The following is a 22,465-nucleotide window of genomic DNA, read 5'->3' as shown; positions in this document are numbered from 1 at the left end:
CTCGGCCGGCGTCGCGCCCTGCTCGGTCACTTGTCCTCGCCCGCGTCGGCGTCGTCCACGACCTCGGCGTCGACGATGTCGTCGTCCGCCTCACCCGTGGCGCCGGTGCTGCCGCCCGCCGCGGCCTGGTCGGCCTCGGCGGCGGCGTACATCGCCGCGCCCATCTTCTGGCTCGACTCGTTGAGCTTGGCCACGGCCGCGGCGATGTCCTCGGCCTCGGCGTCGCTCTTCTCGAGCACCGCCTTGAGGGCGTCGACGTCGCCCTGGACCTCGGTGACGACGTCCTCGGGCAGCTTGTCGGTGTTGTCGGCGAGGAACTTCTCGGTGGTGTACACCAGCTGCTCGGCCTGGTTGCGGGCCTCGACGGAGGCGCGACGCTTGGCGTCCTCCTCCGCGTACTGCTCAGCCTCGCGCACCATGCGGTCGATCTCGTCCTTGCTCAGCGCCGAGCCGCCGGAGATCGTCATCGACTGCTCCTTGCCGGAGGCCTGGTCCTTGGCGGTGACGTGCACGATGCCGTTGGCGTCGATGTCGAAGGTGACCTCGATCTTCGGCACGCCGCGGGGGGCCGGCGGGAGGCCGGTGAGCTCGAAGTTGCCCAGCGGCTGGTTCTGGGCCCACATCTGACGCTCGCCCTGGGCGACCGTGATCTCCACCGAGGGCTGGTTGTCGTCGGCGGTCGTGAAGATCTCGCTGCGCTTGGTGGGGATCGTGGTGTTGCGCTCGATGAGGGTGGTCATGACACCGCCCTTGGTCTCGATGCCCAGGCTGAGCGGGGTGACGTCGAGCAGGAGCACGTCCTTGACCTCGCCCTTGAGGACGCCGGCCTGCAGGGCCGCGCCGACCGCGACGACCTCGTCGGGGTTGACGCCCTTGTTCGGGGCCTTGCCCAGCAGGCTCTCGACCAGCTCGGTGACGGCGGGCATGCGGGTGGAGCCGCCCACGAGCACGACGTGGTCGATGTCGCCGACCTTGACGCCGGCGTCCTTGATGACGTTGTGGAACGGCGCCTTGGTGCGCTCGAGGAGGTCGGCGGTGAGGCGCTCGAACTCGGCCCGGGTGAGGGTCTCGTCGAGGAACAGCGGGTTCTTGTCGGCGTCGACGGTGACGTAGGGCAGGTTGATCGAGGTCGAGGAGCTGCTCGACAGCTCGATCTTGGCCCGCTCGGCGGCCTCGCGGACGCGCGGCATGGCCATCTTGTCCTTGGTGAGGTCGATGCCGGTCTTGGCCTTGAAGGTGCTCACGATCCAGTCGACGATCGCGTTGTCCCAGTCGTCGCCGCCCAGGTGGTTGTCGCCGCTGGTGGCCTTGACCTCCACCACGCCCTCGCCGATCTCCAGCAGGGAGACGTCGAAGGTGCCGCCACCGAGGTCGTAGACCAGGATGAGCTGGTCCTCGCCCTTGTCCAGGCCGTAGGCCAGGGCCGCGGCGGTGGGCTCGTTGACGATGCGCGCGACGTTGAGGCCCGCGATCTCACCGGCCTCCTTGGTGGCCTGGCGCTGGGAGTCGGAGAAGTACGCGGGCACCGTGATGACGGCGTCGGTGACGGGCTCACCGAGGTAGGCCTCGGCGTCGCGCTTGAGCTTCTGCAGCACGAAGGCGCTGATCTGCTGGGGGGTGAACGACTTGCCGTCCACCTCCTTCTTCCAGTCGGTGCCCATGTGGCGCTTGACCGACCGGATGGTGCGGTCGACGTTGGTGACGGCCTGGCGCTTGGCGACCTCGCCGACCAGCACCTCGCCCTCCTTGGCGAAGGCGACGACCGACGGCGTCGTGCGCGCGCCCTCGGCGTTGGCGATGACGGTGGGCTCACCACCCTCGAGCACCACGACCACGCTGTTGGTGGTTCCGAGGTCGATACCGACAGCTCGTGCCATGACGGTTCAGTCCTTCCGAAGGTTCGACGGCGGCGCACGTCCTCGCGCGCCGGATGTCACCCATTCTGGCAGACAAGTTGAGTCGATCCAACTCAACTTCGGGGTGCCCCGTCGCCTCACCCGCCGCCGCGTGCGGCGCGGCGCTCAGCCGGGGAGCCGGGCCTGGAGGGTGTAGGTGCAGGGCAGGCGCTCGGGGTGCTCGCGCAGCCGCCACTCGCCGAGCTCGTCGGCGACCATCTTCCCGGGCAGCGCCTCCCAGGGCGCGGAGTCGTGCTCGACCAGGCCGGTGATCTCCAGGCCCTGGTCGAGCAGGGCGGTGACGACCTCGCCGAGACCGTGGTTCCACTCGTGGGTCCTCGTGTGGGCGAACTCCGGGCGGGCGGGATCGACCGCGACGTAGGTGCCGGGCTCGTCCCACACCAGGGGCTCGACCTGCTCCCAGTAGGGGTAGCGCACCGGGAGCAGGTCGGGGTGGCTCTCGTCGAGCGCCCACAGCATCGGGTGCCCCTCCCGCAGGAACAGCCGGCCGCCGGGCGCCAGCAGCGCCCGCACGACCGCGGCCCACCGCGCGATGTCGGGGAGCCAGCACAACGCCCCGATGCCGGTGTAGACGAGGTCGAAGGCGCCGGTGGGCAGCACCTCGGGCGCCGCGTAGACGTCGGCGTGCACGAGGTCGACCTCCGCCCCGGCCGCCTCGGCCAGCCCCCGCGCTGTCTCGAGCGCCGGGGCCGAGAAGTCCAGGCCGGTCATCCGCGCCCCCAGCCGGGCCAGCGACACGGTGTCGGTGCCGAGGTGGCACTGCAGGTGCACCCCCCGCAGCCCGGCGACGTCGCCCAGGCGCGGCAGGTCGAACCGCACCACACCGGAGAGGTGGTCGGGATCGGCGGCGAACCGGTCCAGCCCGTAGTCGGGCGAGGCGGCGTGGGCCGGCACCCGCTCGTCCCAGTTGGCGCGGTTGAGCCGCAGGTACTCCGGCTCCTGCTCGGGCCCGGACCCGGGCTCGGCGCTCATGCGGGGTCCGCCACGACGTCGGCCAGCGGGGCACCCGCCCGCCGCCACACCTCCAGCGCCAGCTCGACGGAGTCGGTGCGGTGCTCGGGCAGGGCGGCCAGCGGCCACCACCGGGCCTGGTCGCTGGTGCCGCCGACCTCGTCGCGCAGCACCCCGCCGACCACGTCGAGGGCGTAGAGCGCGCCGATCCACTGCAGGTCGCGGTCGGAGTCGAGCAGCCGCTCCGCCGCCGGGATCACGCGCGTCTCGACGCCGAGCACGGCCCGGACCTCCACCTCGTAGCCGGTCTCCTCCGCCAGCTCGCGCACGACGGCGTCGGCCGGGCTCTCCCCGAGCTCCACCCCGCCCCCGGGCAGCGTCCACCGGGGCGGGTCGACCTCGTGCCAGCGCGAGAGCAGCAGCTGCGGGCCGCTCCCCGGGTCCCGGACGACGACGCCGTAGGCGCCGAGCCGGCTGTCGTAGTCGGTGAACCGCATGGGGCCATCATGGCCCCGCGGCTCCGGTCCGACACCGACCCCCGACCCGCGGCCCGCCCGCGGCCCGCCCGCGGCCCGCCCGCAGGTCGGTCCGGCTTGGCGCCGACGGCCCTCGACGCTCACACTGGTGTCCTCCCTGCCCGACCCGCACCACCTGCTCGACCTGCTCGACCTGCTCGACCCCGCACCACCCTCTCGGTCCGCTCCACCCGCTCGCCCGCCGGACCCCCGGCCCGAGGCCCGCACGATCAGGATCCGTCTTGCCCCAGCCCCGCTCCGCTCTCCCCGGCGGCCCCCGGTCGACCCCGCCCCGGACCCAGCACCGGACCCCGGCCCTGCTCGTGCTCGGCGTCCTGCTCGCCCTCGTGGCGACGCTCGTCCCGGCGGGCGCCCCGAGCTCGGCGGCGGTGGCCGCCCCGGCGGCGTCGGCGCGCGAGGCGGGCGACACCCTGCGCCCGCCGAACCCCGACCCCGACACCGAGGTCGACGAGGCCACCTGCACCCTGGTGGGCCGGCGCTACCTCGAGGCCGACCAGGACACCCCGGCCGGCTGCTCGCGCGATGAGTGCCTGATCCGCCGCGCGCGGGTCTCGGGCGACTACAACACCGAGGTGTGCGCGATCAACGCGACGCTCTACGGCGTGCCGCTGGAGTCCGGCTACTGCCGCGACCTCGGCCGCCGCTGGATCCCCGTCCTCAACCGCTGCGCCCAGAACCCCGAGCGCCGGGTGCGCGACGGCGAGCGCGTGTTCCTCGACGCCGCGCAGTGCCGGGCGCCGGCCACCGTCTACGTCGTGATCCGCTCCTCGCTGGGCGCCGACATCTGCCTCACCCCCGACGAGCTCGACGCCGCCCGCGCCCAGGCCGCCGACACCGACGCGACGCTGGCCAGCGGCGTCGTCGACCTGCACGAGGTGCTCTGCGAGCCGCTGCCGCGCCGCACCTGGGACGCCGCGCGCGGGGTGTGCCGCAAGCTCGCCGACGGCGAGGCGGAACCGCTGGACTCCAGCCCGGTGTTCATCATCGGCGACTCCGTCACCCACCGCGCCGCCGACGACGTCACCGCCCGCACCGTCGACTGGGACGTCGACGGCCAGCCGGGCACGGCGCTGAACTCCTTCGAGCGGCGCTGGCGGGCCTACCGGGCCACCCACGAGGAGCCCGGCACCCTGGTGATCGCCCTGGGCGCCAACAACGGCGTGCGCACCCGCAAGGTGGCCTATGACCGGGCGGTGGCGGTGGCCTCCCCCGACATGCACGTGGTGTTCGTGACGCCGTTCCGCAGCGCCTCGGACCACGGGCGCGACAAGGCGAAGCTGATGCGCGACACCGAGCTGTGGATGAAGGAGATCGCGCGGAGCCGGCCCCACACCTGCATCGCGCCCTGGAAGGCCAAGGTCGAGCGCGAGCCGGGCCTGGTCGTCGACGGCGTGCACCAGAGCCGCGCCGCCGAGGACGTGTGGGCACGACTGGTGATCCGGGCCGTCAAGGGCTGCCGCTGAGCCACCGGCCGCCCCGGCTCACTCCAGGGACACCAACCAGGCGGCGAGCAGGCCGGCCAGGTCGGTGCGCTGCTCGGGCCGCAGGGCACCGAGGAGCCGCTCCTCCCGCGCGACATGGGCGGCGAGCACGTCGTCGACCAGGGCCCGACCGGTGTCGGTGAGCCGCACCCGGCGCCCCCGCGCGTCGTCGGGGTCGGGTTCGCGCGCGACCCAGCCGCGCGCGAGGAGCCGGTCGACCCGCTTGGTCACCGCACCGGAGGTCACCATCGCCGCGGCCGCGATCGCGGTCGGCGTGAGCTCGTAGGGCGCGCCGGCGCGCCGCAGCGTGGCGAGCACGTCGAACTCACCGGCACTGAGGCCGTGCGCGGCGAAGCCGGCGTCGAGCTCGGCCTGCAGCAGGGCGGCGAGACGGTGCACCCGACCCACCAGCCCCATCGGGGCGACGTCGAGGTCGGGGCGCTCGCGGGCCCACTGGGCGAGGATGCCGGCGACGTGGTCCATGGGACCGGAATATATCTTCTGCGGAAAGTATTGTGCTTTCCATGGAAACCAATCGCGCCGCCCTGCTCACCTGCGTGGCGCCGATCGCGTGGGGCACGACCTACCTCGTCGCCCAGGAGGCGCTCCCGGCCGATCGGCCGCTGTTCTCCGCCGCCGTCCGCGCCCTGCCCGCCGGCCTGCTGCTGCTCGCCGTCACCCGCCGGCTGCCCCCGCGCGGGTGGCGGCTGCGGGCGCTCGTGCTCGCCCTCACCACCGTGGGTGCGTTCTTCCCCCTGATCTTCCTGGCTGCGGCGGGCCTGCCCAGCGGCCTGGCCGCCACGGTGCAGGCCGCCAGCCCGCTGGCCGTGATGGCCCTGGCCGCGGCCCTGCTCGGTGAGCGGGCCACCCGCGCCCGGCTCGGCGGGGCGCTCGTCGGCCTGGCCGGCGTGGTGCTGCTCGTGCTGCGCACGCCCGACGGCGTCACCGCCCTCGGCCTCGCGGCCGCCGTCGGCTCCGTGCTGTCCTCGGCCCTCGGCTTCGTGCTCCTCAAGCGGTGGTCGGCACCGGCCGGACCGCTCACGGTCGTGTCGTGGCAACTGACGCTCGGCGGGCTGGTGCTCGTGCCCGTGGCACTGCTGGTCGAGGGTGCCCCACCGGCGATCGACGGCGCCGCGGCGGCGGGCTACCTCTGGATCGGCGGCGTCGGCACCGCGGTCGCGTTCGCCTGCTGGTTCCACGGCCTGCAACGGCTGCCCGCCGGACGCGTGGCGGTCCTGGGGCTGCTCAACCCGGCCGTCGGCACCCTGCTGGGCGCGGTCGTGGCCGGGGAGGCGTTCGGCCCGGCGCAGGGACTCGGCCTCGCCCTGGTGCTCGGCGGTGTGCTGGTGGCCCAGCACGCCCCACCGTCGGGGGTCGCGGCTCAGCCGATCTCGACGACGACCTCGTTGGAGACCTCACCGGAGTCGGTGTCGACGACGCGGAAGCGGTTCTTGCCCACCTGACCGGTCTGGATGTAGGTCACGAAGGTGCTGCCGCTGACCGGGATCGTCACCGGGAAGTCCTCCCAGGCGCCGCCGGAGAACTGCTGCACGTTGAGCACCGCGCCCTCCCCGCCCTGGTAGACCCCGGTGAGGTCGATGCGCTCCATCGGCGCCACGGCCGTCTGGCCGGCCGAGAGCGAGATGCCGGGCTCCTCGGTGGGGTCCTCGGTGGGCTCGCTCGGCTCCTGCGTGGGCTCCTCGGTGGCCGAGGCGCCGCCGTCGGGCTCGGGGAGCAGGGTGACCGAACTGCCGATCGCCTCGCCGTCGTCGGTGAGCTCGGGGATGTAGATCGTCTCCTGCCCCTGGGCCTGGGACGAGCCGCCCGCGGAGTCCTCCCCGACCCCGAGCGAACGGGAGGCGAAGAGCACGCCCGCGCCGGCGATGAGGCCGACCGTGAGCGCGACGCCGAGCAGGGCGGTGAGCCCGACGACGACCGGGTGGCGCTCCAGGACGCCCTCCCGCGGGGACTCGGGGAGGGACTCGAGGTCCGGGCTCGGCGTGGTCACGGGTGCATTCTCGCCGCCCGCCGCGCGGTTCCCAAGTCCGGCGCCGCGGCGCCGGGAGCCCGCAGGGACCGGGCGGGCTCAGCGCGGTTCGAGGACGACGACGGGGATCACGCGGTCGGTGGTGGCCTGGTAGGTCTCGAAGTCGGCGTAGAGCTCGACGAGCCGGGGCCACAGCACGGCACGCTCCTCGGTGCCGGCGATCCGGGCCCGCACGGCGCGTCGTCCGCCGCGCAGGTGCACGGTGGTCTCGGGGTGCGCGCGCAGGTTGGCCACCCACTGGGGGTCCTTCGGCAGCCCGCCCTGCGAGCCGACGACGACGAGGTCCTCGCCGTCGTGGAGGTAGAGCAGCGGGGTCGTGAAGACCGTGCCGCTCTTGCGCCCGATGTGGTCGAGCAGCAGCGTCGGGACGGGCTTGCGGAACCCGGCGCCGATGCGCCACTTCGAGCCGATCCGACCGTTCGTGAGCTTGAAGACCCGCACCTGGGCGCGGGCGCCGTACTTGATGATGCGGGCCGTGGCGGGCGAGGCGAGTGCCTGGCGACGCTTCTCGAGCTCGGCCTCGGTGAACTGCTTGGTCACGGCGCTGCCTCCCCTCGCCTCAGATGCCGCGCTTCCAGACGACCTGCTCGTGCAGGCGCCGGCTGCGCCAGCCGTGCTCGGTGCGCACCATCTCGTGGTGGTACATGCCGCCGATCTCCACGATGCGGGTGCCTCCCTTCCCGTCGTCGACCGGCATGGGGTTGTCGAAGTACGCCACGACGCGGGCGTCGTCGTCGCCGTCGAAGACGACGTCGACCTGGCCGATGGTGTGCATCCGGGCGGGGAAGAAGGCCGGCAGCATCTCAGCCAGCCACGGCTTCACCTCGGCGAAGCCGGCCGCGATGCCCCCGGACTCGGTGTAGTCGATGTGCGCGTCGGCGGTGAAGACGGTGTCGAGCCGGTCCCAGTCGCCGGCGTCGATGGCGCGGGTGTAGCGGGTGATGACGTCGGCGATCTCGAGCCGGTCGCTGATCTCCTGGAGGTCCACCGCGCCACTGTCCCAGAAATCGCCCGAAAGTGGAACGTGTTCTAGTCCTGACCCCCCTGCGGGTCTTCCGCAGAACTGAAACACGTTCTAGCCTCGGGCCCCATGCGCTTCTCCTACGCCGAGGCCATGACCCAGGCCAGCTACTACGCCCCTCTCGCCCAGGCCGCCGAGGCCGCCGGGTACACCTCGATGACGGTGGCGGACAGCCTGATCTACCCCGAGGACTCCGACTCCAAGTACCCCTACACCGACACCGGGGACCGCGAGTTCCTGCAGGGCAAGGAGTTCATCGAGACGATGGTGATGTGCGCGCACCTGTTCGCCCACACCACCACGCTGCGGCTGACCCCCTTCGTGCTGAAGCTCCCCGTGCGCCCGCCGGTGCTCGTGGCCAAGCAGGCCTCCTCGCTGGCCTTCCTCTCCAACAACCGGCTCGGGCTCGGCGTCGGCATCTCGCCGTGGCCGGAGGACTTCGCCAACCTCGGCGTGCCGTGGGAGCGCCGTGGCAAGCGCATGGACGAGTGCATGGAGATCCTGCGCGGCCTGACCTCGGGGGAGTTCTTCGGCTACGCCGGGGAGTTCTACGAGATCGACCGCCTGCAGCAGTGCCCCGCCCCCACCGAGCCGATCCCGCTGCTGGTGGGCGGCCACGCCGACGCCGCGCTGCGCCGCGCCGTCCGGCTGGGCGACGGCTGGATGCACGCCGGCGGCGACGGCGAGGAGCTGGACCGGCTGCTCACGCGCCTGGCCGAGATCCGCAAGGAGGAGGGCGACACCCGCGACGACTTCGAGATCCACGTGATCTCCTACGACGCCTACACCGTCGACGGCATCAAGCGCCTGGAGGACAAGGGCGTCACCGACTGCATCGTCGGCTTCCGGGTGCCCTACATCAAGGGCCCCGACACCGAGCCGCTCGAGACCAAGATCAAGCACCTCGAGGCCTACGCCGAGAACATCATCCACAAGGTCAACCCGTGAGCGCCTCGCTCGACCTCACCGCCCCGCTGCGCGAGGCGATCGCCGAGGCCGAGGAGCTGGTCGCCAACGCGCCGTTCATCCGCACCGAGGCCGACCGCCTCGAGGGCTACGAGTACCTCTCGGGCCGCATCCGGATGGCGATGCAGACCGCGTTCGACTACGACCTCGACCGGCCGCTGTTCATCAACCCCACCCACCAGTTCTCCCGGCAGGGCCTGGACAACCCCGACGCGATCTACTTCCACGCCTACCTGCGCGAGGGCGTGGAGTACGTCGTGCGCGGACGCCGCGGCACCAGCGCCGACCTGTCCTTCCAGGTGATGGGCGGGGCCTACAGCGCCAACTCCGCGGCCACCTCGATGCTCGCCTTCGACGACCGCGAGCTCGATCTCGACGACGAGGGCCGCTTCGAGTTCCGCTACACCGCCGAGCCCGGCGCCAAGACCCTCATCGTGCGCGAGGTCTTCAACGACTGGGACACCGAGGAGCGCGGCACCCTCACCATCGAGCGCGTCGACACCCTCGGCCTGCCCGCCGCCCCGCTCACCGAGGCCGGGCTGCGCAAGAAGTACGAGGTCGCCGCCCGCTCGCTGGTCGGCTCCATCCAGACGTGGTTCGCCTTCCCCCACTTCTTCCAGTACAAGGAGCCGGTCAACACCCTCACCCCGCCGCAGTCGACTCCCGGCGGTCTCGCCTCGCAGCGCTCCTCCATCGGGCACTACGAGCTGGGCGAGGACGAGGCGATGATCCTCGAGGTCCCCCGCTGCGACGACGCCGCCTACCAGGCCGTCCAGATCGGCTCGGACTGGTACGCCTCCACCGACTACGAGACCCACCAGACCTCCCTCACCAAGGCCCAGGCCGTGACCGACCCCGACGGCGTCATGCGGTTCGTGGTCTCCGAGCGCGACCCCGGCATCGCCAACTGGCTCGAGACCACCGGCCACCGCACCGGCGCGATGATGCTGCGCTGGCAGCGCCTCGAGCGCGACCTCGGCCCCGACGACGGTCCGCGGCTGCGGATCGTGCCGTTCGCCGACGTCGCCGCCCACCTGCCCCACCACGCCCCGATCACCCCCGAGGCCTACCGCGAGCGCATCGCCGCCCGGCAGCGCGCCGTCGCCCGCCGGATGATCTCCTAGCGCGCCCCGGGATCGTCGTCGTACCAACCGTCTGTGCTGCTCTCGAGGCGGAAACCAACACAGACGGTTGGTACGACGCACCCCCCACGGCACCCGGAGCATGCCGGATCCAACGCAGACCCTCGACCGAAACTGAAACACGTTCTAGTCTGTGCGGCGTGACCACCACTGCCGCCGCCCACGTCGAGAGCCACGCCGCGATCGAGGCCCGCTACACCCCGCTCCCCCTGCTGAAGGACAAGGTCGTCGTGCTCTCCGGCGTCGGCCCCGGCCTGGGCCGCTCACTGGGCGAGGAGGCCGCCAAGATGGGCGCCGACCTCGTGCTCGTGAGCCGCACCGCCTCGCGGCTGGAGAAGATGGCCGAGGTGGTGCGCTCCTACGGCCGCCGGGCGCTGGTGGTGCCCACCGACATCACCGACGAGGACTCCCGCCAGGCGCTGGTCGAGGCCGCGCTCGCCGAGTTCGGCCGGGTGGACTGCCTGCTCAACAACGCCTTCGGCATCCCGCCGATGGACCCGATCAGCGCGCTGTCGGTGGAGTCGCTGCGCGCGGCCAACGAGACCAACGTCTTCGCCCCGCTGCGACTCTCGGCGCTCTTCGCCGACGCCCTCGCGGCCACCCACGGCTCGATCATCATGCTCAACTCCTGCGTCGTGCACTCCTCCCAGCCCGAGTACAGCGGCTACAAGCTGTCCAAGGGCGCCCTGCTGCACCTGGCCTCCTCGCTGGCCACCGACCTCGGCCCGCGCGGCATCCGGGTCAACTCCGTGGCGCCGTCCTACATCTACGAGGACGTCAACAAGTCCTACTTCGACTGGCTCGCCGAGGTCGACGGCGTCACCCACGACGACGTCTACGCCGCCAAGGCCGCCCCCACCGACCTCAAGCGCCTCGCCTCCCCCGAGGAGGTCGCCCGCGCGACGCTGTTCCTGGCCTCCGACCTCGCCTCGGCGATCACCGGCCAGCTGATCAACGTCGACTGCGGCGAGTTCCACAACGAGTCCTGAGCGACCCGGCCAGGAGCACCCAGGAGCCAGCGATGAGCGACAACGTGATGACCCGCGAGCGCGCGGACGTCGGCAGCTACGAGGACATCCTCGCCGCCGCCGTGCGCACCACCGGCGGCATGACCGACACCGGCGGCGACGCCCACGAGGCCGGGCTGCGGGTGCTGGTGGAGGACCTGAACTCCGCCGAGGCCGGCCTCACCCCGCGCGGGAACTACTTCCAGCGCTCGGAGGTGAAGTCGGCGCTGGTGGGACGGCTGCTCACCCAGGCCGCCTTCACCGCCCGGCCCGAGCACGCCGACGTCGTCATCGAGCGGCCGATCTTCGTGATGGGCCTGCCGCGCACGGGCACCACCGCCCTGCACCGGCTGCTGCACGCCGACCCCGACGCGCAGGGCCTGGAGATGTGGCTGACCCAGTTCCCCCAGCCGCGCCCGCCGCGGGAGACCTGGGACGACGACCCGATCTTCGCCGCCATGCAGCAGGCCTTCGCCGCGCACCACGTGGAGAGCCCGGAGTTCATGGGCATCCACTACATGGATGCCACCTCGGTGGAGGAGTGCTGGCGGCTGCTGCGCCAGACCGGCAAGTCCAACAGCTACGAGTCGCTGGCCCACGTGCCGCGCTACACCGCGTGGCTCCAGCAGCAGGACTGGACCGACGCCTACGCGCGTCACAAGCAGAACCTGCAGCTCATCGGCCTCAACGACCCCGAGAAGCGCTGGGTGCTCAAGAACCCCTCGCACATGACCGCCCTCGACGCGCTGATGACGGTCTATCCCGACGCGCTGGTCGTCTACACCCACCGCGACCCGGTGGTGTGCATCGCGTCCTCGTGCTCGCTCTCGGCCGAGACCACCGTGGAGCACTCCACGACCTTCGTGGGCGAGACGATCGGCCGCACCCAGCTGGATCTGTGGTCGCGCAGCTACCACGCCTACCACGACGCCCGCGGCCGCTACCCCGACGCGCAGTTCGTCGACGTCGACTTCGCCGACCTGCGGCGCGACCCGATGGGCACCGTCGAGCGGGTCTACGACCACTTCGGCCTCGACCTCACCCCCGGCGCCCGCGCCGCGGTGGAGGAGCTGGACCGGGAGTCGAAGGAGGGCGCGGCCAAGCCGTCGCACCGCTACGACCTCGCCGACTACGGCCTCACCGAGGCCGACGTCCGGACGGCGTTCGACCGGTGAGCGCCCCGGCTTCTCCTGTCACGCCGGCCCGGCACCGGGTGGTGCTGTGGGGCACCGGCGTCGTCGGCTCGATGGTGGCCGCCGAGCTGGTCGACCACCCCGTCTTCGAGCTGGTCGGCGTCGGCGTCAGCAACCCCGACAAGGTGGGCCGCGACGTCGCCGACGTGTGCGGGCTGCCCGGCGGATCCACCGGGATCCTGTGCACCGACGACGTCGACGCGCTCATCGCCCTGGCCCCCGACGCGCTGGTGCACTACGGGCCCACCGCCGCCAAGGCCGATGACAACATCCGGCTGATCAGCGCGTTCCTGCGCGCCGGGATCGACGTCTGCTCCACCGCGATGACGCCGTGGGTGTGGCCCGGCATGAAGCAGAACCCCGCCCCGTGGATCGACCCGATCACCGCGGCGTGCGAGGAGGGTGGGGCCTCCTGCTTCACCACCGGCATCGACCCCGGGTTCGCCAACGACCTGTTCCCGCTCACGCTCATGGGCCTGTGCGGCCGTGTGGACTCGGTGCGCGCCAGCGAGCTGCTGGACTACACCGACTACGAGGGCGACTACGAGGACGAGATGGGCATCGGCCGGCCGCCGGAGTTCACCGCGCTGCTGGAGATCCCCGACCTGCTGATCATGGCGTGGGGGGCCACGGTGCCGATGATGGCCGCGGCGGCCGGCATCGAGCTCGACGACATCACCACCACCTGGGAGAAGTGGGTGACCCCCACCGACCGGCCCAGCGCCAAGGGCGTGGTGAAGGCCGGCGAGGTGGCCGCCATCCGCTTCACGATCAACGGGATCTACCAGGGCCGGGAGGTCATCAGCCTCGAGCACGTCAACCGGATCGGCCTCGACGCCGCCCCGGAGTGGCCGGCCGGCAGCCAGGACGACGTCTACCGGGTGGACATCGAGGGCTCGCCGTCGATCTCCCAGGAGACCTCGTTCCGCTTCACCGACGGCTCCGGACGCGCCCCGGCGGTGGCGGGCTGCCTGGCCACCGGCATGCGCGCCCTCAACGCGGTGCCGTCCGTGCGCGACCTGCCCGCCGGCTGGGTCACCGCGCTCGACCTGCCGCTCATCCCCGGCGTCGGCACCATCCGCTGACGCGGGCCGCTGAGGACCGCTGAAGGTCCCCCGATCCTCCACCGCACCCCCGCCGGTCGACTCCCTCCACCGGCGGGGGTGCGGCGGGCCGCGGCGCGTCGGATCCCCGGCGCAGGCTGCCGCCATGAGCGTCCTCCCGATCCCCTCCGTCGTCCTGCCGCCCGACTGGCCGCGCCGCAGCGACGCCGCCCGCGGCGTCGTCGTCACCGCCCGGGCGCCCCACGTGCCGCAGAGCGGCTGGCGTCCCGAGATCACCCTGCGCCGGGTCCGCGTGCCCGAGCCCGACCTCGAGGCCTGGCGCACCCGCGCCGACGCCGAGCTCGATGCCGCCCTGCAGCGGGTGCAGGTGCAGGAGCTCGACTCCTTCGACCTGCTCGGCGAGCCCGTGCGGTTCCGCCGCTTCCTGCACCGCGAGGGCCTGCTCGACGTCGTCGCCGAGCAGTGGTGCTGGTGGAGCGACGTCCCCGCCCTCGGCCGGCTCGGCACCACCCTCACCTGCACCGCCGCGTGCACCGACTACGAGGAGTGGTGCGACCTCTTCGAGGCGGTCGCCGAGAGCGTCGAGCTCCCCGGGTGAGTCAGGCCGCGCCGTCGGCCGACCGCGTCTCCCGCTCGGCGACGGCGTGGGGGTCGGTGCGGGCGTCGTAGTGCCAGAAGTCCCGCAGCCACAGCGCAGTGGCGCCGACGCCCACCACGCAGGCGAAGCCGCCGCTGGCGATCGCGCCCCGCACCGACCACAGGTCGGCGGTGACGCCGGCCCGCACCTGACCGCCCAGCGGCCCGAGCGAGTAGGACAGCATCTCGATGCCGGCCAGCCGGCCCCGCATCTCCTCGGGGATGGTCTGGCTCCACACGGTGGACCGGAAGACCCCGGAGATCATGTCGGCGGCGCCGGCGAGGGCCAGGAAGACCAGCACCAGGGCGATGTCGGGCATCAGCCCGACGCAGCCGATGGCCGCGCCGTAGCAGGCGGCGGCGATCACGATCGCGCGGCCGTGGTGGTGCACCCGCCCCGTCCAGCCAGAGAGCGCGGTGGCGACCATCGCCCCCACGGTCTCGGCGGAGTAGAGCAGGCCGAGCAGCTCCGGCGCCCGCAGGACCTCCTCGGCGAGGGCGGGGAAGACCACCACGGGGAAGGCCAGCAGCATCGCGGCGATGTCGACCAGGTAGGTGCCCAGCAGGTCGCGCCGACCCACGGCGTAGCGCACCCCCTCGGCGATGCCGGCCAGGCTGGGCGGCGTCGTCTCCGCGCGGTGGGGGTAGGGACGCATCGCCCGGTACAGGGCGCTCGCCACGAGCAGCCCGACGACGTCGACCACGAAGCACCACGCGATCCCCGCCGTCGCGATCAGCACCCCGCCCAGGGTCGGCCCGAGCAGCAGCCCGATCTGCATCCCGGCGCTGGTGAGCGCGTTGGCCGCGGGCAGCTCGTCGTGACGCACCGTGCGCGGCATGAGCGCCTCGCGGGAGGGTCGCTGCAGGGCGCTGGCGCTCGTGAGCACCACCGCCACCACGAAGATCAGCGCGACGTCGGGACGCTCGCGAGCGGCGTTCCAGGCCAGCACCGCGGTGGCCACCGCCTGCACCAGCCCGCTCGCCACCAGCAGCCGGCGCCGGTCCACGTGGTCGGCCAGCGCCCCGCCGTAGAGCCCGAAGACCACCAGCGGCACCAGCTCGACCGCCCCGATGGCGCCCACCGCGAGGTTGGAACCGGTGAGGGCGTACACCTGGAACGGCACCGCGACGTAGGTGACCATCGCGCCGAGGTAGAACACCGACCCGGCCGCGAAGAGCAGCCGGAAATCGCGGGAGGTGCGCAGCGGCGTGGTGTCGAGGCGGATCGAGCGCCAGCGCTCACGCCAGGTCATGGGCCGGTCGTCGGGCCGGTCGTCGGGCAGGTCACGAGGAGCCATCGTGGCAGCCGACGACGCCGCCCCGCACCGGGTTTCCCAGGTGGTTCCCCAGGTGGTTCCCCAGGCGGTTCCTCAGGCCCGGGCGCGCACCCGGATCCGGGCCCCGCGGCGCGGCACGGAGGTGATGTTGCGGACCTTCGGCTCGTCCTCGCCCACGGCCTCGACGTCGAAGCGGGTGAGCACCTCGCGCAGCACCGCGACCCCCTCCATCAGCGAGAAGCCGGCGCCGATGCAGCGCCGTGCACCCCCGCCGAACGGGATCCAGGTGTTCGGCGGCGGGTTCTGCCCCAGGAAGCGGTCGGGACGGAACACCTCGGGGTCGGGGTAGAGCTCGCTGCGCTGGTGGGTGACCACGATCGAGGGGCCGACGGTGGTGCCGGCGGGCAGGTCGTAGCCCGCGATCGTGGCCGGCGCCTGGAGGGTGCGCACGACCATCGGGATCACGGGGTGCAGGCGCAGTGCCTCCTTCAGCACGGCATCGAGCCAGGCGTCGCCCTCGGCGGCGTCGACGCCGTCGCGACGCGCGGCCGCCACGCTGCGGGCGTGCAGCTCGGGATGCCGGCCGAGCTCGTGCAGGGTCCAGGCCAGCGCCGTGGCGGTGGTCTCGTGGCCGGCCAGCAGCAGCGTCACGAGCTGGTCGCGCAGCTCGACGTCGGACAGCGCGTCCTCGGGGCGACCCTCCGCGGCGGCCTCCTGCCCCACCCGGATCAGCCGGGACAGGACGTCGCCGCGCTCGGCGAGGTCGGGCGCCTCACGACGCTCGCGGATCTCGGCGTACATCAGCCGGTCGAGCTCGTACTGGTTGTCGACGGTGCGCTTCCAGACGCCGAACCTCTGCAGGAAGGGGTACCCCCAGCCGAGCAGCACGGTGGGGCTGATGTCGACGGTCGCGTTGACCCGCGGCCGCAGGGCCGCCAGGCGCTGCTCGTCGCTGACCCCGAACACGACCTGCAGGATCACCTCGAGGGTGACGGCGTTCATCCGGTCCAGCGAGCGGAAGGTGTCGCCGTCGGACCAGCGGTCGACCTCGGCCCGGGCCAGGTCGGAGATCATCTGCTCGTACTCGCGCAGCGCGGCACCGTTGAACGGCGGCATGAGCAGCTTGCGGGCCCGCTTGTGGTCGATCGAGTCCTGCAGCAGCAGCGAGTGCTGACCCATGATCGGGCCGAGGATGGCGTTGCCCTTCCCGGCGTGGAACTGCTCGGGGTCGCCCGAGAAGACCTCCTTGGTGTGCTCGGGGCGGGTGACCATCACCAGCGGACGCGACTGCGGGATCAGGTGCACGGTGTAGACGTCGCCGTAGCGGCGCTGCAGCCACGGGTGGAACCAGTGGCGCAGCCGCATCAGGGCGATGGTCTGCACCAGCGCCGGCCAGCGCGGGCCGGGCGGCAGCTGGTCACGCGGGATCCGGGGCAGCGCGCCGCCCGCCGACGGGGCGGCCGTGCGGAACCGGGAGCGGGTCAGGTCGGCGACGTCCGCGAGGCCGTCCGCATCCTCGAGGCCGGCCGCGTTGTCCAGGGTGGTCACGCCCACCACTGTAGGCCGCGGGGCCCCGCCCCGGCGGGCCTCTCGAAGCCCGTGCACCCGCTCCCGAGGCCCGGGGACCGTCAGCCCAGGAACCGCACGATCGCGGCCGGGGTCCCGAGCTCGACGATCCGCTCCCGGGGGTAGAGCACGTAGTGCTGCAGCAGCGCCCGGGCCCGGTCGGGATCGACGAGGAGGTCGGCGGTGCGCACCGCCGTCCAGCGGCCGAGGTCGCGGGCCGCGACGACGGACTCGCGGCCGTCGGCGCCGCGCACGACGGCCCGATCGGTCTCGAAGGCGAGCACGGGGTCGCCGTCGGCCCGGTCGTAGCCGACGACGGCGAGCACGTCGTCCCAGCGGAACCGGGCGGTGGCGCCGCCGGGATGGCGCACGGTCACGTACTCGGCCTCGAGCACCACCTCGCCACCGCCCGCGGCGCGCAGGTCGACGACCTCGCGCAGCGTGGCGAGGACCAGGCCCAGCCCGGCCAACACCACCAGCGCGGCGCGCACGCGGTGCTCGGAGGGCGGGGAGTCGGACAGGCTCCACGCCGCGAGCACGACCGCGACGTCGAGGGTGAGCAGGGCGAGGAACAGCACGGTGCGCCGGTCGGGGGCCCGCAGGGCGAGCACGGTCGCGCCGTCGCGGGTGAGGGGCCGGGCCGTCGCGGGCGCGGCGCCACGGGGCTGCCAGGGCGCGACGCCCACCGCGACGCCCAGGATCGCCACCACCAGGCCCAGCCCGACGCGTCCGGACACCGCCAGGGCGGCCGCCGCCGCCGCGAGCACCCCGGCGAGCAGCAGCCCGGGACCGGCCGACGGCGCCGCGGCGGCCGGCGGCGCCAGGCGGGGCCGGTCCGACACGACGACGCCCTCAGTCCCGCACCAGGCCACGGCGCCGGCCGATGGCAGCCGCCTCGGTGCGGCTGCCCGCACCGAGCTTGGCCAGGATGTTCGACACGTGCACGCTCACGGTCTTGGTGCTGATGAACAGCACCTTGCCGATCTCGCCGTTGGTCCGTCCCTGCGCCACGTGGTCCAGGATCTCCTGCTCACGGGCGGTGAGGCTCACCGCCGCCGGGGCGGCGGGGGCCGGGGCGGACGCGGCACGGCCCCCGGCGGGCGCCGCGACGCGGAGCCGGTCGAGCAGCGGCACCGCCCCCATCCGCTCGGCGGCCTCCCGGGCGTCGGCCGCGGCCACGCGGGCACCCTCGGCGTCGCCGGTGGCGCGCAGCAGTCCGGCCAGGGCCACCTGCACGGCCGCGGTCTCGGGCACGTGTCCCATCGCCCGGAACGCCTGCTCGGCGCGCCGCCAGGCCGCCACGAGGTCCGCGGCGCCGGGCCCGTCCGACCCGTCCGCCCCGGCCAGCCCGGCCGCCCAGCGCACCCGCAGCGCCTCGGCCTCCAGCCGCGCCCCCCAGGCCCGACCCTCCGGGCCCCAGAACCCGCCGGCCTCGTCGATGCGGTCGAGCACCGCCCGGCCGTCGGCGATGAGCCGTTCGGCCTCCGGCAGCCACCGTTGGCGCTCGGCGGCACTCGCGCGGGGCATGGCATCGGCCAGCACGCCGAGCGCCACCGCGGCCAGCCGCACCCGGGCGCTGAACCACTCGTGCCAGTTGCTCGCCAGCACCGCGACGGCGTCGTCGTAGACCGCGAGGGCCTCGGCGGGCTCACCGGCGCGGGCGGCGACGACCATCTCCAGCGGTGCGGCGAGGAGCACCACCGCCCCCTCGCGCCGCCAGAACGGCCGCAGGCCCACCGCGCGGGCGCGGACGTCGGCGCCGCGACCCTGCTGGATCAGCAGCCGGGCGCTGGTGAGCAGCGCCCGCGGGATCGGGGGCGGGAACGGGCCCTCGACCACCAGCACCTCCAGCGCGCGGTCCCACTCCCCGCGCAGGTGGTGCAGCTGCGCCAGGTGCCACCGGGACTCGAACCCGTAGGGGGCCCACGGCAGACCGGAGGCCTCGGCCCGCTCGAGGGCGCTGGCGAACCAGTGCTCGGCGAGGTCCCACTCGGCCCAGTCCTCGTAGCTGCGCCCGAGCAGGAAGCGGCCCCGCAGCTCGGCGTGCACGGCCTCGACCTCCGCGGCCCGGGCCACGGCCTCCTCCAGCGCCCCGCGCAGCCCCTCCTTGGGCCCCGCCTTCTTCAGCCCGCCCAGCGTGGTCATCGCGTCGGAGGCGAGGTCGGGCAGGTCGAGCCGCTCGGCGAGGTCCAGCGCCTCCATGCCGGCCGCCTGCGCCCCGGCGGCGTCGCCGGTGAGGAAGAGCACCTTGGCGTGGTTGGCCAGCACCCGGGCCCGCAGCCTGCTGTCGCCGTCGGGGGCCAGGGCGAGGGCCTCGGCCGAGACCGCGCGCGGGTCGAGCTCGCTCTCGGTGATCGCGATCGCCGAGGCCAGCGCGCTGAGCAGCCGCGAGCGCCGGGGGGCGTCGGCCCGCGGCCCCAGCAGCTCCAGCTGCTCGCTGAGCACCGCGATGGCGCGCTCGAGGTCGCCCATGGCGGTGAGCGCGTCGGCGGCCTGCACCGTGAGCTTGGAGGCGTCGACGCCGAGGTCGGCCAGCGACGGATCGCCGGTGAGCAGCTCCAGGGCCTGCTGGTAGTGGAACGCCGCCTCGTCGGGACCGCCCACCCGCGAGGCCTCGTTGCCGGCCCGGACGCCGGCCAGCAACGCCGTCGAGCGGTCCAGCGCCAGCCGGGCGTGACGGGCCAGCTCGGCCGCCGTGCCGGGCCCCGAGCCGTCGCGCAGGGCGGCGACGTAGCGGGCGTGCAGCCGCACCCGCTCGCCGGGCAGCAGGTCGTCGTAGACCGCCTCGCCCAGCAGCGCGTGGCGGAAGGCGTAGCCGCCGCGCTCGGGCACGAGCACGTTCATCTCCACCGCGGCGCGCAGACCCTCGTCGAGCGCCTCGGGCGCGAGGTCGCTGGTGGCCTCGAGCATCGCGTGGGTCACCCGGCGTCCCGACGCCGACGCGGTGCGCACCACCTGACGGGCGGCGTCCTGGAGCCGGTCCAGGCGCACCAGCAGCAGGTCGGCGAGGTCGGCGGGCACGACCGAGCCCTGCTCGGCGGCGGCGCTCACCAGCTCCTCCACGAAGAAGGCGTTGCCCTCGGCGCGCGCCACGACGTCGCGCCGCTCCCGCTCGGGCAGACCCCCGGGCACCAACTGCTCGATCAGGGCGGTCACGGCGTCGTCCGAGAGCGGGCCGAGCGCGATCCGGTCCACCCCGCCCAGCCGCGACCACTCCGCCACCTGACGGCGCAGTGGGTGGCGGCGATGCAGGTCGTCGGAGCGGTAGCTCGCCACCAGCGCGAAGCCGCCGGCGTCGGCGCGGGCCAGCAGGTAGGACAGCAGGTCGCGCGTGGAGCGATCGGCCCAGTGGCAGTCCTCCACCACCACGAGCAGCCGTCGATCGGCGGCGATCGACTCCAGCAGCGCGTGCAGGCCCCGGAACAGCTCGGCCCGGTCCAGCGACGCACCCGACTCCTCGGCGGACTCGGCCTCGGCCGGTCGGGTGGCCATCACCCGGCGGCCGGGCTGCAGCCGCGCGAGGGCGGGATGGGCGGCCGTCACCGCCGCGACGACGTCGGGCTGCTCGGCCGCGAACCGGCCGACGAGCTCGGAGAACGGCAGGTAGGGCAGGGCGCTGTCGCCGAAGTCGAGGCAGTGCCCGGCCGCGACCCGCCAGCCCTCGGCCACCGCGAGGTCGCGCAGCGCCCGCAGCAGGCGGGTCTTGCCGACCCCGGCGTCGCCCGAGAGCAGCAGGTCGCTCAGCCCATGGGCGGGCCGGGCCGGGCGGACGCCGACCGAGGCCGCGACCTCGGCCAGCTCGGCGTCCCGCCCGACCATCAGCGTGCTGGGGTGGATCGCCACGGGCCCATCCTGACCCATGCGGGCGACCGCCTGGGGCGTCAGTGCCGGCGCCCCGTCCACCGCGCACGACGCGCACTGCCCGCCTCGGCGACCTCGCCCGCGTCGAGGAACGGGATGCGGGTCGCCGCGCGGCGCCCGCGCCGGGCCGACGCGCCTGCCGCCGCGCGCTCGACCCGGTAGTCGATCTCGGCCTGCACCATCCGGGGGTCGATGTAGGACATCGGGGGCTCCTCTCCTCCACTTCGCTCACCTGACACCCCGACCCTCGCCGTCTGAGGTAGGGGCGGACATCGGGCACGTGCCCGATCCCGGGCGGCCGGCTACCTCAGACCCGCCCCTGGCCCGCCTCAGACCGGACTCAGACCGGCCGTGGATGGGATGCGGATGGGATGCTGGCCCGCGTGGAGTTCCAGGACGTCGTCCGGCGCCGGCGGATGGTGCGGCGCTACCGGACCGACCCGATCGACCCCGAGCTGCTCGACCGCGCGCTGCGCAACGCCACCCGCGCCCCCAACGCCGGCTTCACCCAGGGCTGGGGCTTCCTCGTGCTCGACTCCCCCGACGACGTCGCCCGGTTCTGGCGGGCCAGCACCGACGCCGTCGACTCCCCCGGCGCCTGGCTGCGCGGCATGATGACCGCGCCGGTGGTGGTGCTGCCGTGCAGCAGCAAGCAGGCCTACCTCGACCGCTACGCCGAGCCCGACAAGGGCTGGACCGACCGCGACGAGTCGCGCTGGCAGATGCCGTACTGGCACCTCGACACCGCGATGGCGAGCCTGCTGATCCTGCAGACCATGACCGACGCCGGCCTCGGGGGCTGCTTCTTCGGTCTCGCCCCCGGCGCCGAGCCGCGGCTGCGCGCGGAGTTCGGCATCCCGGCCGCGTTCGACCCGATCGGGGTGCTCACCCTCGGCCATCCCGACGAGCCCGCGCCCGACGCCCGGCTCGGCTCCCCCAGCCGCCGTGCCCGCCGGCCCTGGACCGATGTCGTGCACCGGGGCACCTGGACCCCCTGACCTCACCCGATCCGGAGCCGCAGGTCCTGCGTCGTCCCCAGCATCCGGCAGGCGGATCGGGCGGATCGGCCTGCGGAATGCTTGGTGCGACGGGGGACGGCGACCCCACGACCGGGTGGGGGGCGGCTCGTAGGCTGGGCCCGAGATCGCCATGAGTGAAACCAGCCGCCGTCCCGAACCGCTCGGTCCCGTCGAGGAGCCCGAGCTGCTCGCCCCGCGCGAGATCGCCGAGCGGTACCGCGCGGCCGACCGCACCGGCACCGCGCAGGAGGCCGCCCAGGCCCGCATCGGGTCGAAGGCGCGGTGGGTGGAGGAGCAGATCCGGGTCGCGATGGCCCGGGGCGACTTCGACGACCTGCCCGGCGCCGGGAAGCCGATCCCGAACCTCGGCGAGAGCAACGACCCGCACTGGTGGGTCAAGCGGCTGCTCGAGCGCGAGCAGATCACCGGCGTGCTGCCCGAGGCCCTCCAGCTGCGCAAGGACGACGCCGTGCTGGAGGCCGACCTCGACCGGCTCGGCACCGAGAAGGAGGTGCGGGAGGCGGTGGCGGTGTTCAACCGCCGCGTCGTCACCGCCCGGCGTCAGCTCCAGGGCGGGCCGCCGGTGGTCACCCCCACCCGCGACGTCGACGCCGAGGTGGCCGCCTGGGCGCAGCGGCGTCGGGCGCGCCGGGAGGCCCTGCGGGCGGAGGCGGCCCGCGAGGCGCGGACCGGGGCCGACCGCCCGCGGCGACGGTGGTGGGGATCACGGGCCCGCTGAGCAGACGGTCGCCCCGAGGGGTCCTCGGGCGGCGCTAGGGTCG

Annotated in this window: 22 protein-coding genes; 10 read left to right on the top strand and 12 right to left on the bottom strand. The window is 73.9% G+C overall.

Translation table 11 applies throughout. The features are described 5' to 3' along the window. Positions 1–26: 26 nt before the first annotated feature. The 3 genes from dnaK to ACERUJ_RS19465 form a co-directional block, all read right to left on the bottom strand. The gene (gene dnaK, locus ACERUJ_RS19475) at positions 27–1,877 is read right to left on the bottom strand and encodes a molecular chaperone DnaK (RefSeq protein WP_370250618.1); all 1,851 of its coding nucleotides are present in this window, start codon (positions 1,875–1,877) and stop codon (positions 27–29) included. A 144-nt stretch (positions 1,878–2,021) separates the two neighbouring features. Then, complete coding sequence (locus ACERUJ_RS19470) at positions 2,022–2,888, bottom strand: class I SAM-dependent methyltransferase (protein ID WP_370250616.1); 867 nt, start codon at positions 2,886–2,888, stop codon at positions 2,022–2,024. Continuing rightward, the gene (locus ACERUJ_RS19465; protein WP_370250615.1) at positions 2,885–3,364 is read right to left on the bottom strand and encodes an NUDIX hydrolase; all 480 of its coding nucleotides are present in this window, start codon (positions 3,362–3,364) and stop codon (positions 2,885–2,887) included. The genes ACERUJ_RS19470 and ACERUJ_RS19465 overlap by 4 nt, the downstream gene beginning before the upstream one ends. A gap of 260 nt (positions 3,365–3,624) precedes the next feature. On the opposite strand from ACERUJ_RS19465, the gene ACERUJ_RS19460 reads away from it, so the two are divergent. After that, positions 3,625–4,866, top strand: a complete 1,242-nt coding sequence (locus tag ACERUJ_RS19460) for an SGNH/GDSL hydrolase family protein (RefSeq protein ID WP_370250614.1) — start codon at positions 3,625–3,627, stop codon at positions 4,864–4,866. Positions 4,867–4,884: 18 nt separating this feature from the next. Here ACERUJ_RS19460 and ACERUJ_RS19455 read toward each other — a convergent pair whose 3' ends face one another. Beyond that, a complete protein-coding gene (locus ACERUJ_RS19455; RefSeq protein WP_370250613.1) occupies positions 4,885–5,367 on the bottom strand; it encodes a MarR family winged helix-turn-helix transcriptional regulator in 483 nt (160 codons plus the stop codon). A gap of 41 nt (positions 5,368–5,408) precedes the next feature. Between ACERUJ_RS19455 and ACERUJ_RS19450 the strand changes: the two genes are divergently transcribed. Further along, on the top strand, positions 5,409–6,347 hold the full coding sequence (locus ACERUJ_RS19450; protein WP_370250612.1) for a DMT family transporter: 939 nt from the start codon (positions 5,409–5,411) through the stop codon (positions 6,345–6,347). On the opposite strand, the gene ACERUJ_RS19445 is transcribed toward ACERUJ_RS19450, so the two are convergent. The 3 genes from ACERUJ_RS19445 to ACERUJ_RS19435 all read right to left on the bottom strand — a co-directional run bounded on the left by ACERUJ_RS19445 (position 6,266) and on the right by ACERUJ_RS19435 (position 7,919). After that, entirely contained in the window at positions 6,266–6,892 is a 627-nt protein-coding gene (locus ACERUJ_RS19445) for a hypothetical protein (protein WP_370250611.1), read from the bottom strand. The two genes, ACERUJ_RS19450 and ACERUJ_RS19445, sit on opposite strands and share 82 nt — an antisense overlap. Positions 6,893–6,970: 78 nt before the next feature. Then, complete coding sequence (locus ACERUJ_RS19440; protein ID WP_370250610.1) at positions 6,971–7,471, bottom strand: nitroreductase/quinone reductase family protein; 501 nt, start codon at positions 7,469–7,471, stop codon at positions 6,971–6,973. Between the two features lie 19 nt (positions 7,472–7,490). Then, the gene (locus tag ACERUJ_RS19435; RefSeq protein WP_370250609.1) at positions 7,491–7,919 is read right to left on the bottom strand and encodes a nuclear transport factor 2 family protein; all 429 of its coding nucleotides are present in this window, start codon (positions 7,917–7,919) and stop codon (positions 7,491–7,493) included. A gap of 102 nt (positions 7,920–8,021) precedes the next feature. Here ACERUJ_RS19435 and ACERUJ_RS19430 point away from each other — a divergent pair, with 102 nt between their 5' ends. The 6 genes from ACERUJ_RS19430 to ACERUJ_RS19405 all read left to right on the top strand — a co-directional run bounded on the left by ACERUJ_RS19430 (position 8,022) and on the right by ACERUJ_RS19405 (position 13,922). After that, entirely contained in the window at positions 8,022–8,900 is an 879-nt protein-coding gene (locus tag ACERUJ_RS19430) for a TIGR03619 family F420-dependent LLM class oxidoreductase (protein WP_370250608.1), read from the top strand. Further along, entirely contained in the window at positions 8,897–10,042 is a 1,146-nt protein-coding gene (locus ACERUJ_RS19425) for a hypothetical protein (protein WP_370250606.1), read from the top strand. The genes ACERUJ_RS19430 and ACERUJ_RS19425 overlap by 4 nt, the downstream gene beginning before the upstream one ends. A gap of 158 nt (positions 10,043–10,200) precedes the next feature. Then, a complete protein-coding gene (locus ACERUJ_RS19420; protein WP_370250605.1) occupies positions 10,201–11,049 on the top strand; it encodes an SDR family oxidoreductase in 849 nt (282 codons plus the stop codon). A gap of 32 nt (positions 11,050–11,081) precedes the next feature. Beyond that, on the top strand, positions 11,082–12,242 hold the full coding sequence (locus tag ACERUJ_RS19415; RefSeq protein ID WP_370250604.1) for a sulfotransferase: 1,161 nt from the start codon (positions 11,082–11,084) through the stop codon (positions 12,240–12,242). Continuing rightward, positions 12,239–13,345: a diacylglycerol kinase gene (locus ACERUJ_RS19410; protein ID WP_370250603.1), complete on the top strand. Its 1,107-nt coding sequence runs from the start codon at positions 12,239–12,241 to the stop codon at positions 13,343–13,345. The genes ACERUJ_RS19415 and ACERUJ_RS19410 overlap by 4 nt, the downstream gene beginning before the upstream one ends. Before the next feature lie 124 nt (positions 13,346–13,469). Continuing rightward, positions 13,470–13,922, top strand: coding sequence for a hypothetical protein (locus tag ACERUJ_RS19405; protein WP_370250602.1), 453 nt, complete (start codon positions 13,470–13,472; stop codon positions 13,920–13,922). A gap of 1 nt (position 13,923) precedes the next feature. Here the strand turns inward: ACERUJ_RS19405 and ACERUJ_RS19400 are convergent, their stop codons facing one another. The 5 genes from ACERUJ_RS19400 to ACERUJ_RS19380 all read right to left on the bottom strand — a co-directional run bounded on the left by ACERUJ_RS19400 (position 13,924) and on the right by ACERUJ_RS19380 (position 20,867). Further along, entirely contained in the window at positions 13,924–15,258 is a 1,335-nt protein-coding gene (locus ACERUJ_RS19400; RefSeq protein WP_370250601.1) for an MFS transporter, read from the bottom strand. A 72-nt stretch (positions 15,259–15,330) separates the two neighbouring features. Then, a complete protein-coding gene (locus ACERUJ_RS19395; protein ID WP_370250600.1) occupies positions 15,331–16,785 on the bottom strand; it encodes a cytochrome P450 in 1,455 nt (484 codons plus the stop codon). Positions 16,786–16,865: 80 nt separating this feature from the next. Next, entirely contained in the window at positions 16,866–17,645 is a 780-nt protein-coding gene (locus ACERUJ_RS19390; RefSeq protein WP_370250599.1) for a hypothetical protein, read from the bottom strand. 10 nt (positions 17,646–17,655) lie between these two features. Beyond that, entirely contained in the window at positions 17,656–20,646 is a 2,991-nt protein-coding gene (locus ACERUJ_RS19385; RefSeq protein WP_370250598.1) for an AAA family ATPase, read from the bottom strand. A 38-nt stretch (positions 20,647–20,684) separates the two neighbouring features. Further along, on the bottom strand, positions 20,685–20,867 hold the full coding sequence (locus ACERUJ_RS19380) for a hypothetical protein (protein WP_370250597.1): 183 nt from the start codon (positions 20,865–20,867) through the stop codon (positions 20,685–20,687). Positions 20,868–21,035: 168 nt separating this feature from the next. On the opposite strand from ACERUJ_RS19380, the gene ACERUJ_RS19375 reads away from it, so the two are divergent. Next, positions 21,036–21,662, top strand: coding sequence for a nitroreductase family protein (locus ACERUJ_RS19375; RefSeq protein ID WP_370250596.1), 627 nt, complete (start codon positions 21,036–21,038; stop codon positions 21,660–21,662). Between the two features lie 151 nt (positions 21,663–21,813). After that, entirely contained in the window at positions 21,814–22,422 is a 609-nt protein-coding gene (locus ACERUJ_RS19370) for a DUF1992 domain-containing protein (RefSeq protein WP_370250595.1), read from the top strand. Positions 22,423–22,465: the final 43 nt, after the last annotated feature.

The sequence above is a fragment of the Nocardioides sp. genome, assembly GCF_964228225.1.
Lineage (GTDB): Bacteria > Actinomycetota > Actinomycetes > Propionibacteriales > Nocardioidaceae > Nocardioides.
Note: the sequence above shows the minus strand (reverse complement) of the source record. Positions and strands in the feature narration are given on the sequence as shown.

Bases quoted from the DNA above. Each gene is read 5' to 3' on its own strand.
- dnaK (WP_370250618.1), bottom strand. From the start codon at position 1,877: ATGGCACGAGCTGTCGGTATCGACCTCGGAACCACCAACAGCGTGGTC.
- ACERUJ_RS19470 (WP_370250616.1), bottom strand. From the start codon at position 2,888: ATGAGCGCCGAGCCCGGGTCCGGGCCCGAGCAGGAGCCGGAGTACCTG.
- ACERUJ_RS19465 (WP_370250615.1), bottom strand. From the start codon at position 3,364: ATGCGGTTCACCGACTACGACAGCCGGCTCGGCGCCTACGGCGTCGTC.
- ACERUJ_RS19455 (WP_370250613.1), bottom strand. From the start codon at position 5,367: ATGGACCACGTCGCCGGCATCCTCGCCCAGTGGGCCCGCGAGCGCCCC.
- ACERUJ_RS19450 (WP_370250612.1), top strand. From the start codon at position 5,409: ATGGAAACCAATCGCGCCGCCCTGCTCACCTGCGTGGCGCCGATCGCG.
- ACERUJ_RS19430 (WP_370250608.1), top strand. From the start codon at position 8,022: ATGCGCTTCTCCTACGCCGAGGCCATGACCCAGGCCAGCTACTACGCC.
- ACERUJ_RS19415 (WP_370250604.1), top strand. From the start codon at position 11,082: ATGAGCGACAACGTGATGACCCGCGAGCGCGCGGACGTCGGCAGCTAC.
- ACERUJ_RS19405 (WP_370250602.1), top strand. From the start codon at position 13,470: ATGAGCGTCCTCCCGATCCCCTCCGTCGTCCTGCCGCCCGACTGGCCG.
- ACERUJ_RS19400 (WP_370250601.1), bottom strand. From the start codon at position 15,258: ATGGCTCCTCGTGACCTGCCCGACGACCGGCCCGACGACCGGCCCATG.
- ACERUJ_RS19380 (WP_370250597.1), bottom strand. From the start codon at position 20,867: ATGTCCTACATCGACCCCCGGATGGTGCAGGCCGAGATCGACTACCGG.
- ACERUJ_RS19375 (WP_370250596.1), top strand. From the start codon at position 21,036: ATGCTGGCCCGCGTGGAGTTCCAGGACGTCGTCCGGCGCCGGCGGATG.
- ACERUJ_RS19370 (WP_370250595.1), top strand. From the start codon at position 21,814: ATGAGTGAAACCAGCCGCCGTCCCGAACCGCTCGGTCCCGTCGAGGAG.